Annotated in this window: 14 protein-coding genes; 10 read left to right on the plus strand and 4 right to left on the minus strand. The window is 70.7% G+C overall.

Annotation, left to right across the window (positions count from 1 at the left end; translation table 11 throughout):
* Positions 1-61: 61 nt before the first annotated feature.
* The gene (locus ACIBI4_RS05355) at positions 62-1,297 is read right to left on the minus strand and encodes an LLM class flavin-dependent oxidoreductase (protein WP_399202261.1); all 1,236 of its coding nucleotides are present in this window, start codon (positions 1,295-1,297) and stop codon (positions 62-64) included.
* A 163-nt stretch (positions 1,298-1,460) separates the two neighbouring features.
* Here ACIBI4_RS05355 and ACIBI4_RS05360 point away from each other — a divergent pair, with 163 nt between their 5' ends.
* From ACIBI4_RS05360 to ACIBI4_RS05380, 5 genes are all read left to right on the plus strand, one after another.
* The gene (locus ACIBI4_RS05360; RefSeq protein ID WP_399202262.1) at positions 1,461-2,162 is read left to right on the plus strand and encodes a CoA-transferase; all 702 of its coding nucleotides are present in this window, start codon (positions 1,461-1,463) and stop codon (positions 2,160-2,162) included.
* A gap of 2 nt (positions 2,163-2,164) precedes the next feature.
* On the plus strand, positions 2,165-3,913 hold the full coding sequence (locus ACIBI4_RS05365; protein WP_399202263.1) for a cation:proton antiporter: 1,749 nt from the start codon (positions 2,165-2,167) through the stop codon (positions 3,911-3,913).
* Between the two features lie 58 nt (positions 3,914-3,971).
* On the plus strand, positions 3,972-4,649 hold the full coding sequence (locus ACIBI4_RS05370; protein WP_399202264.1) for a VOC family protein: 678 nt from the start codon (positions 3,972-3,974) through the stop codon (positions 4,647-4,649).
* An 81-nt stretch (positions 4,650-4,730) separates the two neighbouring features.
* Complete coding sequence (locus ACIBI4_RS05375) at positions 4,731-6,146, plus strand: NarK family nitrate/nitrite MFS transporter (RefSeq protein ID WP_399202265.1); 1,416 nt, start codon at positions 4,731-4,733, stop codon at positions 6,144-6,146.
* Positions 6,147-6,219: 73 nt separating this feature from the next.
* The gene (locus tag ACIBI4_RS05380) at positions 6,220-7,164 is read left to right on the plus strand and encodes a TIGR01777 family oxidoreductase (protein WP_399202266.1); all 945 of its coding nucleotides are present in this window, start codon (positions 6,220-6,222) and stop codon (positions 7,162-7,164) included.
* A gap of 23 nt (positions 7,165-7,187) precedes the next feature.
* Here ACIBI4_RS05380 and ACIBI4_RS05385 read toward each other — a convergent pair whose 3' ends face one another.
* Positions 7,188-7,781, minus strand: a complete 594-nt coding sequence (locus tag ACIBI4_RS05385; protein ID WP_399202267.1) for an ATP-binding protein — start codon at positions 7,779-7,781, stop codon at positions 7,188-7,190.
* 232 nt (positions 7,782-8,013) lie between these two features.
* Between ACIBI4_RS05385 and ACIBI4_RS05390 the strand changes: the two genes are divergently transcribed.
* Positions 8,014-8,226 carry a DUF397 domain-containing protein gene (locus tag ACIBI4_RS05390; RefSeq protein WP_399202268.1) on the plus strand — a complete coding sequence of 71 codons (213 nt, stop codon included), beginning with the start codon at positions 8,014-8,016 and terminating at the stop codon, positions 8,224-8,226.
* A 136-nt stretch (positions 8,227-8,362) separates the two neighbouring features.
* Positions 8,363-9,004 (plus strand): histidine phosphatase family protein, encoded by a 642-nt coding sequence (locus ACIBI4_RS05395; RefSeq protein ID WP_399202269.1) that lies wholly within the window; start codon positions 8,363-8,365, stop codon positions 9,002-9,004.
* 22 nt (positions 9,005-9,026) lie between these two features.
* On the opposite strand, the gene ACIBI4_RS05400 is transcribed toward ACIBI4_RS05395, so the two are convergent.
* Positions 9,027-10,592, minus strand: coding sequence for a class I adenylate-forming enzyme family protein (locus ACIBI4_RS05400; protein WP_399202270.1), 1,566 nt, complete (start codon positions 10,590-10,592; stop codon positions 9,027-9,029).
* A gap of 299 nt (positions 10,593-10,891) precedes the next feature.
* Between ACIBI4_RS05400 and ACIBI4_RS05405 the strand changes: the two genes are divergently transcribed.
* Positions 10,892-11,812 (plus strand): D-alanyl-D-alanine carboxypeptidase family protein, encoded by a 921-nt coding sequence (locus ACIBI4_RS05405; protein ID WP_399202271.1) that lies wholly within the window; start codon positions 10,892-10,894, stop codon positions 11,810-11,812.
* A 64-nt stretch (positions 11,813-11,876) separates the two neighbouring features.
* Here ACIBI4_RS05405 and ACIBI4_RS05410 read toward each other — a convergent pair whose 3' ends face one another.
* On the minus strand, positions 11,877-12,443 hold the full coding sequence (locus ACIBI4_RS05410) for a hypothetical protein (RefSeq protein ID WP_399202272.1): 567 nt from the start codon (positions 12,441-12,443) through the stop codon (positions 11,877-11,879).
* Positions 12,444-12,721: 278 nt separating this feature from the next.
* Here ACIBI4_RS05410 and tdh point away from each other — a divergent pair, with 278 nt between their 5' ends.
* Positions 12,722-13,750, plus strand: coding sequence for an L-threonine 3-dehydrogenase (gene tdh / locus ACIBI4_RS05415; RefSeq protein WP_399202273.1), 1,029 nt, complete (start codon positions 12,722-12,724; stop codon positions 13,748-13,750).
* 54 nt (positions 13,751-13,804) lie between these two features.
* On the plus strand, positions 13,805-15,013 hold the full coding sequence (locus ACIBI4_RS05420; RefSeq protein WP_399202274.1) for a glycine C-acetyltransferase: 1,209 nt from the start codon (positions 13,805-13,807) through the stop codon (positions 15,011-15,013).
* The last annotated feature ends 15 nt before the right edge of the window (positions 15,014-15,028 follow it).

The raw sequence follows: 15,028 nt of genomic DNA on the forward strand, positions 1-15,028 counted from the left end.
CGTACCGCGCCACGGAGTTCCCGGCGCGGCACACGAGCGGACCGTCAGTGGTCCAGACCGCTCAGGACTCCAGCGGCAGGATCGCGGACGGCGGGAGCACGGTGTGCTTGAGTTCCGCGGGCACCGGGTTGTTGTGCGAGGGGTACTTCGGCCCGGCGGCGTTGCGGCGGTAGACGGCCGTCGAGTGCTCCGGGTTGGTGTCGAACTGGGGAATCACCTTGTCGCCGAAGAGCTCCACCATCTCCAGGTGCTCGTCGAAGGTCATCCCGCCCGTCATCCCGAAGACCAGCTGGTCGCACCCGACGGTCTGGTACGCGGCGACCTGCTCGCTGACCTCGTCGGGCGTGCCGCAGAGCAGCAGACCGGCCTTGATGATCTCGTCGAGGACCTCTTCGCTGCTGATGTCGTCGCCGGCGAGCGCGTTGAACGCGATCGGCGGGGTCGGCCAGGTCCGCTCGTCCATCGACTTGGGCATGGTGTCGTGGTAGAGGTTCACCAGCGTGACAAGGTAGCCGATGCCCGCGTGCAGGGCTATCTCGCGGGCCCGCTTGCGGTCGTTGAGGCAGATGACCGTGTTGGTCATCATGACGTTGTTGTTCTGGTAGTCCCCGAGGATCTCCTTCGGCTCGGCCGCCGCCGCCTTGTACTGGTCGATACGGCCCTTGAGTTCGAAGATCGGCTCGAAGTTGAAGGCGATCGCCCCGATGCCGAGCGCACCGGCCTTCGCGAACGAGGACGGGTTGCCGCACGCCATCCAGATCGGCGGGTGCGAGTGCCCGTACGGCTTCGGCAGGATGTTGTGCGGGGTCGGCACGGTGAAGTGCTCGCCGTGGAACTCGTAGTCGTACTGCTCCCACATCCGCACGATCTCGGGAGCGACCTCGTCCCATTCGGCCTTGGTCGTCGAGGGGTCCATGATGTTGAAGGACTTCAGCTCGTGGCTGCCCGCGCCACGGCCCGTACCCCACTCGAAACGGCCCTCGGAGATGTGGTCCATCATCGCGGCGCGCTCCGCGTACCGCACCGGGTGCTCCTTGCGCGGCGAAAGGCTGTTGATGCCCGTGCCGAGGTGGATGCGCTCGGTCCGGGCGGCGACGTAGCCGATCGCGACCTCGGGTGCTGACAGATGGCTGTATTCGGCCAGTGAGTGGTGCTCACCGAACCACACGTACTTCCAGTTGTGCTTGTCCGCCTTGATCGCGAGGTCCAGCTCCCGCATCAGGGCAAGGTGTTCCGAGGGGCGGTGGTGCGCCGCCATGCCAGGGATGAACCCGTTGAGGAAGAGTCCGAACTCCATGAGGAGCCCTCCCGAATCGATCACGCTCCACGGGCAGTGCCCGGTCGCTGTTCGTTAATGTCGGTCAAGCCGTCGATCAAGCCGATCAACCTGGCTGGGCGGAGGATGCACCAGAAGCCTTCAAGGGGCCATGGGTAGGACAGATCGAAATACGAAATCGGCCGTGGCCTTGGACACGCCGCTGCGGGCCGTGGGCCACAGCGGGGCGGAGAATCCGCACATGGACAAACTGGTCACCGCGTCCGCGGCCGTCTCCTCGATCCCGCCGGGCTGCACCCTGGTGCTCTCCGACCCCTCCGACGAGGGCTTTCCCTCGCAGCTCGTGGCGGCCGTGAGCGCCCTGCCGGTCCGGGGGTTCACCGTGGTCTGCCCCGGAGCGGCCCGCGCCGGGCGGCAGTTCGCCGACTGGATCGACGGCGGGCAGATCGCGCGGCTGATCGTCGACACGCCGACGCAGGATGGCCGGATCGGGGGTGTTGCGGCCGAGTCGGTGGATCCCGTACTGCTGCGGCAGCGCCTCCAGGCGAGCGCGGCCGGCGCCGCCACGTTCCTCGGCCCCGTGGGGACCCATGTGCGGCCGGCGGCTGACGGGGCACGGTCGATGTTCTTCGGCGGCGACGAGTTCGGACCGGTGCCCGCGCTGACCCCGCAGGTCGCGCTGGTGCGCGCGAGGCAGGGGGACGCGAAGGGGAACCTGGTGTTCGACGACGCGGTACGGGAGGTGGCGCTCGCGGCAGCGAAGGCGGCGCGGATGACGCTCGCGGAGACCGGCGAGCTGGTGCCGGTGCTGCATCCGCGGCATGTGCAGCTGCCGGCGCGGTATGTGGCGTCGGTGGTCGGGGCGGCGGCGCGGGTGCTCGGCTGACCATGGAGTTCACCCTTGTCGCCGTGCTCGGTGTGATCGCGGTCGTGGCCGTCGCGGCGTTCTCCGAACGGCTCGGTCTCGCGGCCCCGTTGAGCCTCGTGGTCGTCGGGATCGCGCTGAGCTTCATCCCGGGCGTGCCGCACCCGGGCGTCGATCCGGAGTGGATCCTCGCCGGGGTACTGCCGCCGCTCCTCTACTCGTCGGCCGTGAACATGTCGTTCACGGACTTCCGCCGCGATCTGCAGTCCATCAGCGGTCTCGCGGTGACCCTTGTCGCGCTGTCGACACTCGGCGCCGGTGTCCTCTTCCACTGGCTGCTGCCGGAGATCGGCTGGCCCGCGGCGTTCGCGCTGGGCGCGGTGATCAGTCCGACGGACGCGGTCGCGGCGACCTCGGTCGGCAAACGGCTCGGTCTGCCGCACCGGCTGCTGACCGTGCTCGAGGGCGAGGGCCTGGTCAACGATGCGTCGGCGCTGGTGCTGCTGCGCACGGCGGTGGCCGCGTTCGCCGGTTCGTTCTCGCTGTGGGGCACGATCGCCGAGTTCCTGTACGCGGTGGTGGTCGCGGTCGTCGTCGGGCTCGTCGTCGGTCTGGTGAACGTACGGGTGCGCGCGCTGATCAACGACGCGGTGCTCAACACCGCGATCTCGTTCGTCGTCCCGTTCATCGCGTATCTGCCCGCCGAGGAACTGGACGCCTCGGGTGTGCTCGCGGTCGTCGTCGCAGGCGTGGTGACGGGGCATCAGAGTCCGCGCCATCTGCGGGCTCAGGACCGGATCGCCGAGTCGACGAACTGGCATACGGCGGCGTTCCTGCTGGAGAGCGGGATGTTCCTGCTGATGGGCCTGAACGTGAAGACGCTCGTCGACGAGGTGCGGGGCGACGGGCTCAGTGTCACGCGGGCGCTGGCGATCGGGCTGCTCGCCGCCCTGTTCGTGATGGTGGCGCGGATGCTGTGGGTGGCGCCGATGGTGGCGCGGATGCGCCGTGACGTGGCGAAGGCCTCGCAGTCCAAGGAGCAGTTGGCGGCGATGCAGGAGCGGCTGCAGAACCCGGAGGACGATCCGGCGTTCGCCGAGCGCCTGAGCAACATCCCCGCCAAGCGTCTCGAACGCTTCGAGCACCGGATCACCCGCAGGTCCGCCGACCTCGACTTCACCGTCAACGAGCACTTCGGCGGGCGGGGCGGGGTGGTCATCGGCTGGGCCGGGATGCGCGGCGCCATCACGGTGGCCGCGGCACAGACACTGCCCGAGGACACCCCGGACCGGGCGCAGTTGATCCTGATCGCGTTCGTGGTGGCCGCCGTGACCCTGCTGCTGCAGGGACTGACCCTGCCGGCGGTGATCCGCAAGGTCGGGATCCCGCCGGACGATCCGGAACGGCTGCGCGACGAAGGGACGCGGCTCTTCACGGATCTCGCCGACGCCGCGGGCGAGGTCCTCGACGATCCGTCGCTGACCGACCACGACGGGGAGCCGTACACGGACCGCGTGGTCGCGCTGGTGCGCCGCGACGCACGCGTGGACGTGCACCGCAGACCGCCCGAGGAGGGGAAGCAGCCCGCCGATCTCTCCGGCAGCCGCGACGCGTTCGTGGAGCTGCGGCTGCGGGTGCTGCAGGCGATGGGCGAACGGCTGCTCGCGGCACGCTCGTCGGGTACCTACAGCTCCGTCGCCCTCGGCAAGGCGCAGCACATGCTGGACGTGGACGCGGCGCGGTTCGAGCAGTTGGCGGACCAGGAGCACTGACGGTCACGGTCTGCGCGCGCTGTTCCGTGGCCGCACGCGCCCTGCCAGGATGAGCGCCATGCAGCCTGTGGCCACTCCGGATGTCCTCGCCGCCATCGCCGGCGGTCTCGGCGACTGGCGGGTGCTCGCCCAGCCGCTCGCGGCCCGCTACCGGGTGGAGGGCGAGGATCCGACGGTCGCGGCCTCGTTCGTCTCGGCGGTCGCCCAGGTGGCGGTGACCGCGGGCCGCCAGGTGCCGGAGATCCGGCTCACGGACGGCGCGGTGGATCTCTTCCTGTACACGTCCGATCCGGCCGGCGAGCGCCGGATCACGGCGCAGGATCTCGAACTGGCCCGGCTGGTCTCGGGACTTGCCGCGAAGTTCCGGCTGCGGGCGGTGCCCGCAGAGGTCACCCAGGTCGAACTGGCCCTGGACACGGTGGACTTCGTCACCGCCGGTCCGTTCTGGGCGGCCCTGCTCACGGGCGATGCCTCGCACACGGTGCGTGACTCGGTCTTCGATCCGGCGAACCGCGTCCCCGCACTCTGGTTCCAGGGCACCGGTCCGCATGACACGCCGCGGCAGCGCTGGCACCTGGACGTGTGGCTGGCGCCCGAGGCCGTCGCGCGGCGGATCGCGGCGGCGGTGGCGGCGGGCGGCACCGTGGTCGACACCTCGGGCGCTCCGGCGTACACGGTGCTCGCCGATCCCGACGGCAACAAGGTGTGTGTGGCCTGCGCGACGGGGCGCGACTGAGCCTCCCGGGCACCGCCTTCGTTCACCCGTTCGGCCGACATCACACGCCACCTGCGACAAAGCCGCTCATACCGTGAAGAAATGAGCACCCCGAGTCCCGGCCAGGTCATCGAGGCCGACAGTTACAAGCCCGGTTCCACGATCACCGACTGGCGTCCCGAGGACTCCGGATTCTGGGCGTCGACCGGCCGCAAGGTGGCCAGCCGCAATCTGTGGGTCTCGATCCCGGCGCTGATGCTGGGCTTCGTCGTCTGGCAGGTCTGGTCGGTGACCGTGGTCAAGCTCAACGACGTGGGCTTCGGTTTCTCGAAGTCGCAGCTGTTCTGGCTGACCGCGATCCCCGGCCTCACGGGCGGCACCTTCCGCATCCTGTACACGTTCATCGGCCCGATCTTCGGCGAGCGGAAGTTCACCGCGGTCTCGACGATCATCATGATCGCCCCGATGCTGTGGCTCGGCTTCGCGCTCCAGGACACGGGCACGCCCTACTGGGAACTGGCGCTGATCGCCGCGGTCTGCGGGATCGGCGGCGCCAACTTCGCCTCCTCGATGGCGAACATCGGCTTCTTCTTCCCGAAGAGCGAGAAGGGCTCGGCCAACGGACTCAACGGCGGTCTCGGCAACCTCGGTGTCTCCGTCGTCCAGCTGGTCGCACCGCTGGTCATCACCGCCGCCGTGCTCGGCCCGCCCGCCGGCGGACCGCAGCGCGACACCGCCACCGGCAACGACGTCTGGCTGCAGAACGGCGCGTTCCTGTGGGTGCCGCTGCTGGTGATCATGGCGCTGATGGCCTGGTTCCTGATGAACGACCTCAAGGTCGCCGCGGCACCCTTCAGCCAGCAGAAGATCATCTTCAGGCGCAAGCACAACTGGCTGATGACCTGGCTCTACGTCGGCACCTTCGGCTCGTTCATCGGCTTCGCCGCCGGCCTGCCGCTGCTGATCAAGGACAACTTCCAGGCGCAGGGCTACCAGGCCACGACGTACGCGTGGATCGGTCCGGCGATCGGCGCGCTGACCCGCTGGCTCGGCGGTTCGCTCTCCGACAAGGTGGGCGGGGCGCGCGTGACCATGCTGTCGTTCGTCGGCATGGCAGCCTCGCTCGTCGTGGTGATCTTCGCGCTGCCGCACAACGGCGACCAGGGCAACTTCTGGACCTTCTACATCGGCTTCCTCGCCGCGTTCTTCTTCTCCGGCATCGGCAACGGCTCGACCTTCCGCCAGATCCCGGTGATCTTCCGCGACTGGCACAGCAAGGGCGCCGAGGGCAAGGGCCCCGAGGCACAGGCCGCGGCGCTCAAGCAGTCCGAGATGGAGGCGGGCGCGGTCACCGGCTTCTCCTCGGCGATCGCCGCTTACGGCTTCTTCTTCATCCCGGCGATGTTCGCCAACTTCCCCGTCACCAGCGCCCTGTGGTGCTTCATCGTCTTCTACGGGACGTGTCTGGCGGTGTGCTGGTGGTTCTACGCCCGCAAGGGCGCCGAGGCACCCAGCTGATCCGGACCGACCCCCGTTTTGAACACGTTCAACCCCCTCGGCTAGGCTCGCACCGACACCGAGGGGGTTCTTCATGCGCGTGGTCATTCCAGGGGGTACGGGGCAGGTCGGCGCCATGCTGCGGCGGGCGTTCACGGCGGCCGGGCACGACGTGGTGGTGCTGAGCCGACAGCCGTCCGGACCGGACGACGTCGCCTGGGACGGGCGGACCGCCGGGCCGTGGGTGCGGGAGATCGACGGCAGCGACGTGGTGATCAATCTGGCGGGCCGCAGCGTCAGCTGCCGCTACACCGACGACAATCTGCGCGCGATGCTGGACTCACGCGTGGATTCCGCGCGGGTTGTCGGAGAGGCCATCGCGGCCGCCGCGCGCCCGCCGCGGGTCTGGCTGCAGATGAGCACGGCAACCGTCTACGCCCACCGCCACGACGCGGCCAACGACGAGGCGCACGGCATCATCGGGGGCGCCGAATCCGGCATCCCCGACTACTGGGCGTACAGCGTGAAGATCGCCCAGCAGTGGGAGCGGGCCCAGGCGGAGGCCGCGACTCCGGCGACGCGGAAGGTCGCGCTGCGGGCGGCGATGGTGATGAGCCCCGACGCCGGCGGGGTGTTCCGGGTCCTGTCGCGGATGACACGGCTCGGGCTCGGCGGGCCGGTCGGGGGCGGACGGCAGTTCGTGTCCTGGATCCATGAGCACGACTTCGTACGGGCCGTCGAGTTCCTCATCGGGCGCGACGACATCGAGGGGCCGGTGAACCTCGCGGCGCCCGAGCCGCTCCCCCACCGCGCCTTCATGCGCGAGCTGCGGCGCGCGTGGCGTGTGCCGGTCGGGCTGCCCGCGACGAAGGCGATGGCCGAGGTGGGCGCGTTCGTCCTGCGCTCGGACACCGAACTGCTGCTCAAGAGCCGCAGGGTGGTGCCGGGGCGACTCACCGACGCCGGATTCACCTTCTCGTACGGCACGTGGGACGCGGCCGCAGCGGAGCTGGTGGCACGCACCCGCGCCGCTCGGTGAGCACGCCGGAGGGCCCCCGGAGTTCAGCCGCCCGCGGGCGCCGGCTCCGAGGGCCCTTCGACTCCCCAGGCGGGATCGGCGAGCACCAGGCGTGGTGTGGCGCTGCCGGTGAAGACCTCTATCTGGACGAGCAGGGGCTCGACGGCCGCGAGGACCGCGGCGGCCGAGCGGCGGCGCTCGCCCTCCCCCGAGAACGCGGCCCAGACCGCCTTGCCGTCCGGTCCCGGCGCCGTCCAGCCCCAGACGTCGGCGAGGGCGTCGACCCGGCGCAGGCCGCGGGCCGCCGACGGGCGAGGCAGCGACTCCGACGGGTCGAAGACCGTGCAGACCACATCGCCGCCCGAGCGCAGCAGACTGAGCACCACGGGGCACGGATACGCGGACGGCACGCCGGGCGCGACCGCGTGCGCGAACGCGTTGGCGACGAGCTCGCCGACGACCGGCAGGACGCGGGGCGCCAGAGCCCTGCAACCCCAGCGCTCCAGCGTCGCGACGACGAACTCCCAGGCCTCCCGGTCGCTGTCGGCCGCGCTCTGCAGCACCTGGCCGGCCGAGCCGGCCGTGTCCGCCGCACCCCAGGGGTCGAGCAGCTCGGCGGGGTACGCGGTCGTGGTCACCTTGCCTCCAGGGCGGCATCAACGGAATCGGATACGGGGTGGGTCGACGACTCCCGGATGACATCCTGATGGTGTGAACTGACGCCTGCAAGCACATCTGCAAGTGCAGCCGTACGCACGCCTGCAAGGACGCCGTTCCGTACGGACGTTCGTGGCGGGGACCGCAGGCAGGGGACTCAGGGGGCGCACCATGGGGCGGAAACAGGGCGCGAAATTGGAATGTGACAACGGCATGCCCGCGTCCACGATCGCCGGAGCGCGCTGGCGAAAGAGCCGCCGGAGCAACCCGGACGGCGAGTGCGTGGAGCTCGCCGGCCTGCCCGACGGCCAGGTCGCGGTGCGCAATTCCCGCTTCCCCGCGGGTCCCGCGCTCGTCTACACGAAGGCGGAGATCGCCGCCTTCATCCAGGGCGCGAAGGACGGCGACTTCGACGACCTCGCGTAGCGCCTGGCGCGAGTCCTTCCGCACCACCTGGCTTGGATCTACGGGACCGGCGGAACCGCAGGCCACAGCGTCGGCGTCCCCGGCGGTGACCGAGGGATCTCGACGATCCGACGCCGCACCGACGGGACATCGCAGCATGACCGCAACCCGCTACCTGTATCTGACCCGTCACGGCGAGGCCACCGCCGACGAGAGCGGGCTGACCGAGTCGGGCCGCGCCCAGGCGAGGCTGCTCGGGCGGCGGCTGCGGGGCACGCCGCTCTCCGTCGTCACGCACGGCCCGGCGGCCCGCGCAGAGCAGACGGCACGCCTGATCCACGAGCAGCTCACCGACGAAACGAGGGAGGACGAGGACCGGGTCGCGCTCCAGTCCTCGTCCGTCGCCGGTGACTACCTCCCCTACCTCCCCAAGCGCGAGGAACTGCCCGCGGAATCAGCCGACTCGTACCTGGAGCGTCTCGCGCAGTTCCCGGCCGCCGAGCGCGAGGACGGGCCCGGGCTCGCGCGGGAGGCCATGGCGGCGTTCACCGGTCCGGCCGAGGGCGACCGGGACCGGCATGAGCTGGTCGTGACGCACAACTTCCTGGTCGGCTGGCTCGTACGACACGCGCTCGACGCCCCCGACTGGCGCTGGCTCGGCCTCAACCACGCCAACACGGGCCTCACTGTGATCCGTTACGTCCCCGGCCGGCCGGCGAACCTGCTCTGCTACAACGACACCCGGCACCTCACCGACGAGTTGCGCTGGACGGGGCTGCCTCCCGAACTGCACGTCTGAGAGGCAGCCGACCGGCGGTCTGCTACTCCTTGGCCCGCGCCCGCAGCGCCTTGCGGTCGAGTTTGCCGACGCTGGTGACCGGGAGGCTGTCCAGGACGTGGATCTCGCGCGGGTACTTGTGCGCCGAGAGCTGCTCCTTCCCGTACGCGATCAACTCCTCGCTCCCGCACGGCCGGCCGGGATGCAGGGCGACGAACGCGACGACCTCCTCGCCGAGGCGGGTGTCGGGGCGTCCGACGACACCGGCCGAGGCGACGGCGGGATGCGTGAGGAGGGCGTCCTCGACATCGCGCGGGAAGACGTTGAAGCCGCCGCGCAGGATCAGGTCCTTCTTGCGGTCGATGAGGTGCAGGAAGCCGTCCTCGTCGAAGCGGCCGATGTCGCCGGTGTGCAGCCAGCCGCCTTCAAGGGTCTGCGAGGTCAGCTCGGGCGCGTTCCAGTACCCGGCCATCACGCCCTGCGAGCGGACGCAGATCTCGCCCTCGGCGCCCGCCGCGAGCGGCTGGTCCTTCTCGTCGCGGATCTCGATCTCGTAGCCGGGCAGGGCGGTGCCCACGGAGCCGTAGCGGTTGCGGCCGGGGCGGGTCGTGGCGATGACGGAGCCCGACTCGGTGCAGCCGTACCCCTCCAGGATCTCGCTGCTGGGCACGGCGCGCTGCCAGGCGGCGCGGGTGTCCGGGGCAAGGGGTGCGGCGCCGCTCATCACGTACCGCATCTCGCTGAGGTCGGCCTCCGCAAGGTGCGGCTGGGCGAGCAGCATCTGGATCATGCTGGGCACGAGGGTGGTGCGCTGGATGCGGTGTTCCTCGGCCAGCCCGACCCACCCGGCCGGGTCGAACCAGCGCTGCAGCACGGAGAGTTGGGGCTCGACCGCATGCCATCCGATGAGCGTCACGATCAGGCCGTACGCGTGGGACAGCGGCAGCGGGATCAGATTGCGGGTGAGGCCTTCGGTCAGACCTGTCTCGTGACTCGCGGTGTGCGAGGCGAGGGAGCAGGCGTGCAGATTGCGGTGGCTGAGCATGACGCCCTTGGCCCGGCCCGTGGTGCCGCCCGTGTACATCAGCGCGGCCAGGTCGCCGCCGTCGCGTGCCGTGATGGCGCCGGGGGCGGCGTCCTCCAGCTGAGCGAACGGGGTGATCGTGACGGAGGACGGCAACTCGGGTGCCGTGGACGGCAGTTCGTCGACCACGACGACCTGGCTCAGTCCGGGCGCCTCGGGCGCCGCCGCGGCGACGGAGGCCATCAGGTCGGCCGTGGTGATCAGGACTCGGGCGCCCGAGTCCTGGAGGATATGGGCCAGTTCCGGCGGGCTCACCAGGAACATCACCGGTGTGACGACGGCGCCCGCGCGCCAGATCGCCTGGTAGGCGATGCCGACCTCCGGGCAGTTGGCCATCAGGACCACGACCCGCTCCCCCGGCCGCACCCCCAGCTCGGCCAGTCCGGCGCCGGCCCGCGTGGCCCGGTGGTAGAGGTCGCCGGAGCGGTGGCGTACGCCGTCATAGAGCAGTGACTCGTAGTCCCCCAGTCGTTCGTACGCGGTCTCGGCGAGCCTTGCGAGATGGTCGGCCTGGTCGAACGGCATCGGGGCACCTGCCTTGTCGTGGGCGGCCCTTGATCGGGCGGCGTGCGGGAGGGCCAGGCTCGGGCGGTTGGCGGGGAGTATGGCGGCGGGGCGGGTCCGCGGCAATAGGTGCGGCATGCACTCATCGGTGCAGCATGCATGGACCTGGTGCCCCGGTTGCGGACGCATGCGGTCGCCGGGCGGGGTGGGCACACGCGGCACCACCCGCACGACGGCGACACGCCCGGGCCGCACGCCGGACCCCCTCCGGTCGGACCATCCCGACTGCGTCCGATGATCTTCGCGCCTACGTTGACTGAATGAGCGTCAGATCCCGGGTCAGGCCCGCCCTTTGCGCCCTGCTCGCCCTCACCGCCACCGTCACGGCAGCGCCGGACGTGGCCGCCGACGCGACCGGCGCGGGGCCGCCCCGGCTCCCCCGGCTCTCGGCCCGCGCCTGGGTCGTCGCCGACGCCGGGAGAGGCCAGGTGCTCGCGTCCTACCGGCCGCACCAGCGGCTCGCGCCCGCTAGCACGATCAAGTCCCTGTTCGCCCTCACCGTCCTGCCCCGTCTCGACGGCGCGACCCGGCACCGGGTCACCGCCAAGGACCTGGCCGGCATGGGCGCGGGGAGCAGTCAGGTGGGGGTGCGGATCGGCGGGACGTACCGCGTCCGCGATCTGTGGCGCGGCACCTTCCTGCGGTCGGGCAACGACGCGGTGCGGGTGCTCGCCCGGATGAACGGCGGCTGGGCGCACACCGCGCGGCAGATGAACGCCGAGGCCCGCAGGATCGGCGCCCGCAACACGCACGTGGTCTCGCCCGACGGGTACGACGCGCGCGGGCAGTACTCGTCCGCGTACGACCTGACGCTGTTCGGCCGTGCGGGGCTGCGCGACCGGCAGTTCGCGTACTACTGCGGCAGTGCGTACGGGTACTTCCCCATGCCCGGCGGACGATGGCAGCGGATCGACAGCACCAACCGGCTGCTCGCCGGCTCGCACGGGGTGCGGCGCTACCGCGGGGTCATCGGCATCAAGAACGGCTACACGACACAGGCCGGGAACACCCTGATCGTGGCGGCCCGGCGCGGTGGCCGGACCATCGTCGCCACCGTGCTCAACCCGACGTCGGGCGTACGCAACGGCGTCTACACCGAGGCGCGGGCGCTGCTCGACTGGGGGTTCGCGGCGGCGGGGAAGGTCAAGCCGGTGATGTGGCTGCCGAAGGCGCGGGGCTGAGGCGGCCGGGGCGGCGCGGGTCGGGGCGGGTCGGGGCGGCGACCGGGTGTCGACCGCCTGGTGCTCAGTGGTCGGCTTCGCCCCGGCGCCGCGCCCAGTACAGCGAGGCACCGAGCGCGCCGGCCACCAGGGCCGCGCCGAGGCCGAGCTGGATCAGGTCGGACTGGTCGAAGGTGCCGCCGGAGCCGGCCTTCACGCCCTTGTGGATCGGCGCCTGGGTGCCGTGGTGCGTGGGCCGGACGGTGCCACCGTCGTCGGCGATCTTCAGCGTGGCCTTCTTGGTCTTGCCCTTGCAGGTGAAGGTGATCTCGTACTCGGCGGCGGGCTTGGCGTCGTCGAAGATCCAGGCCTGCGCGGTCCTGCCCTCGTCGAGCTCGACGTCGTCGAAGATCGCGGCCGTGGCCTTGACGGTCGGCTCCTGACAGCCGGTGGAGGTGAGCGTCACCGTCCCGCCGGGCTTCACCGTGGCCGGTGAGACGGTGACCTGCCAGCCCCAGTTGCCCCAGTCGTCCGCCGCGGCCGCGGGTGCCGCGCCGCTCACGGCTAGCGCGCAGCCGCCGGCAACGACCGCCGCCGCGCTGATGGGTCTCCTGGTCGTACGGGTCTTCGCCGTCGCCTGCACCCGAACCACTTCCATCCCTTACGTCCCGTTTTGCTGCCTTCCTCGGGACCCTAGGGGCGCAGGCCTTCACCCACCGCCCGGGCGGGACCGGACGTGTGGTGCATACGCCCGGTTGACGGTCCGCCGGCCGGGCCCGTCGGCCCTGCGTACGAGGCCGCTCGAACCCCCTTGCGCCAGATGAAGCACTCCTGCGGGTTGGCTTAAGAAATCGTTGATGGACTCCACCCCCGCGGCCGGGCAGATTGAGGAGTGGCCCGGCATGATCACGAACTCAGGAGGCTCCCCCGGTGAAGGCACTCGTCAAGGACAAGGCGGAGCCCGGACTCTGGATGCGGGAGGTGCCCGAGCCCGTCATCGGCCACGGCGAGGTCCTCATCAAGGTGCAGCGCACCGGCATCTGCGGCACGGACCTGCACATCCGCAACTGGGACGGCTGGGCGCAGCAGACGATCAAGACGCCGCTGGTCCTGGGGCACGAGTTCGTCGGCGAGGTCGTCGAGACCGGCCGTGACGTGCAGGACATCGCCATCGGCGACCGTGTGAGCGGCGAGGGCCATCTGGTGTGCGGCAAGTGCCGCAACTGCCTCGCCGGGCGGCGGCACCTGTGCCGCGCGACCGTCGGTCTGGGCGTCGGCCGGGACGGCGCATTCGCCGAGTACGTGGCGCTGCCCGCATCCAACGTATGGGTGCACCGCGTTCCCGTGGACCTCGATGTCGCCGCGATCTTCGACCCGTTCGGCAACGCCGTGCACACCGCGCTGTCCTTCCCGCTGGTCGGCGAGGACGTCCTGATCACCGGCGCCGGGCCGATCGGCCTGATGGCCGCCGCCGTCGCCCAGCACGCCGGCGCGCGCAACGTCGTCGTCACGGACGTCAGCGAGGAGCGTCTGGAGCTCGCCCGCAAGGTCGGCGTCAGTCTCGCGCTCAACGTCGCCGAGTCCTCGATCGCCGACGGCCAGCGCACCCTCGGTCTGCGCGAGGGCTTCGACGTGGGTCTGGAGATGTCGGGCAACCCGCGCGCGATGCGCGACATGGTCGCCAACATGACCCACGGCGGGAAGATCGCCATGCTCGGCCTGCCCGCCGAGGAGTTCGCGGTCGACTGGGCGCGGATCGTCACCTCGATGATCACGATCAAGGGCATCTACGGCCGCGAGATGTTCGAGACCTGGTACGCGATGTCGGTCCTCCTGGAGCGCGGCCTCGACCTCGCGCCGGTGATCACCGGCCGCTACTCGCACAACGACTTCGAGGCCGCCTTCGACGACGCGGCGAGCGGCCGCGGCGGCAAGGTCATCCTCGACTGGACGGCCTGACCGGCCCTGCCCCGCCTTCTTCCGAACGCCGCGACCCCTGAGAAGGAACCCCTCATGTTCGACTCCGTACGCGCCCAGTTCCAGCAGACCCTCGAAGAGATCGAGGCGGCGGGCCTGCACAAGCCCGAGCGCGTGATCGGCACCCCGCAGTCCGCGACCGTCGACGTCACCGCAGGCGGCCGCCCCGGCGAGGTCCTCAACTTCTGCGCGAACAACTACCTCGGTCTCGCCGACCACCCCGAGGTCATCACCGCCGCCCACGAGGCCCTCGACCGCTGGGGCTACGGCATGGCGTCGGTGCGCTTCATCTGCGGTACGCAGGAGGTGCACAAGGAGCTGGAGGCGCGTCTGTCGTCGTTCCTCGGCCAGGAGGACACGATCCTCTACTCGTCCTGCTTCGACGCCAACGGCGGTGTCTTCGAGACGGTGCTCGGCCCCGAGGACGCGGTGATCTCCGACGCCCTCAACCACGCCTCGATCATCGACGGCATCCGCCTGTGCAAGGCCAAGCGCTTCCGCTACGCCAACCGCGACATGGCCGACCTGGAGCACCAGCTCAAGGAGGCCGCGGCGGCCGGTGCGCGGCGCAAGCTGATCGTCACCGACGGCGTCTTCTCGATGGACGGTTACGTCGCGCCGCTGCGCGAGATCTGCGACCTGGCCGAGCAGTACAACGCGATGGTCATGGTCGACGACTCGCACGCGGTGGGCTTCGTGGGCGCGGGCGGCCGCGGCACGCCGGAGCTGCACAGTGTGATGGACCGCGTCGACATCATCACGGGCACGCTCGGCAAGGCGCTCGGCGGCGCCTCCGGCGGTTACGTGGCCGCGCGCGCGGAGATCGTGGCGCTGCTGCGTCAGCGTTCGCGCCCGTACCTCTTCTCGAACTCCCTCGCCCCGGTGATCGCCGCCGCCTCCCTGAAGGTCCTCGACCTGCTGGAGTCGGCCGGTGACCTGCGCGAGCAGCTGAACGCGAACACCGCGCTGTTCCGCTCGCGGATGACCGAGGAGGGCTTCGAGATCCTGCCCGGCGACCACGCGATCGCGCCGGTCATGATCGGTGACGCGGCGAAGGCGGCGCGCATGGCGGAGCTGCTCCTGGAGCGCGGTGTGTACGTGATCGGCTTCTCGTACCCGGTCGTTCCGCAGGGCGCGGCCCGTATCCGCGTACAGCTTTCGGCGGCGCACTCCACCGAGGACGTGAACCGTGCGGTCGACGCGTTCGTCGACGCCCGTGCGGCCTTGGCGGAATCGGCGGTCTGATTCCTTGGCAGAATC

This window comes from Streptomyces sp. NPDC050418, assembly GCF_044458745.1.
Taxonomy (GTDB): domain Bacteria; phylum Actinomycetota; class Actinomycetes; order Streptomycetales; family Streptomycetaceae; genus Streptomyces.

Excerpts from the sequence above, each read along its gene's own strand:
- ACIBI4_RS05375 (WP_399202265.1), top strand. The coding sequence starts at position 4,731 with ATGAGCACCCCGAGTCCCGGCCAGGTCATCGAGGCCGACAGTTACAAG.
- ACIBI4_RS05355 (WP_399202261.1), bottom strand. The coding sequence starts at position 1,297 with ATGGAGTTCGGACTCTTCCTCAACGGGTTCATCCCTGGCATGGCGGCG.
- ACIBI4_RS05400 (WP_399202270.1), bottom strand. The coding sequence starts at position 10,592 with ATGCCGTTCGACCAGGCCGACCATCTCGCAAGGCTCGCCGAGACCGCG.
- ACIBI4_RS05380 (WP_399202266.1), top strand. The coding sequence starts at position 6,220 with ATGCGCGTGGTCATTCCAGGGGGTACGGGGCAGGTCGGCGCCATGCTG.
- ACIBI4_RS05405 (WP_399202271.1), top strand. The coding sequence starts at position 10,892 with ATGAGCGTCAGATCCCGGGTCAGGCCCGCCCTTTGCGCCCTGCTCGCC.
- ACIBI4_RS05390 (WP_399202268.1), top strand. The coding sequence starts at position 8,014 with ATGCCCGCGTCCACGATCGCCGGAGCGCGCTGGCGAAAGAGCCGCCGG.
- ACIBI4_RS05395 (WP_399202269.1), top strand. The coding sequence starts at position 8,363 with ATGACCGCAACCCGCTACCTGTATCTGACCCGTCACGGCGAGGCCACC.
- ACIBI4_RS05420 (WP_399202274.1), top strand. The coding sequence starts at position 13,805 with ATGTTCGACTCCGTACGCGCCCAGTTCCAGCAGACCCTCGAAGAGATC.
- ACIBI4_RS05365 (WP_399202263.1), top strand. The coding sequence starts at position 2,165 with ATGGAGTTCACCCTTGTCGCCGTGCTCGGTGTGATCGCGGTCGTGGCC.
- ACIBI4_RS05370 (WP_399202264.1), top strand. The coding sequence starts at position 3,972 with ATGCAGCCTGTGGCCACTCCGGATGTCCTCGCCGCCATCGCCGGCGGT.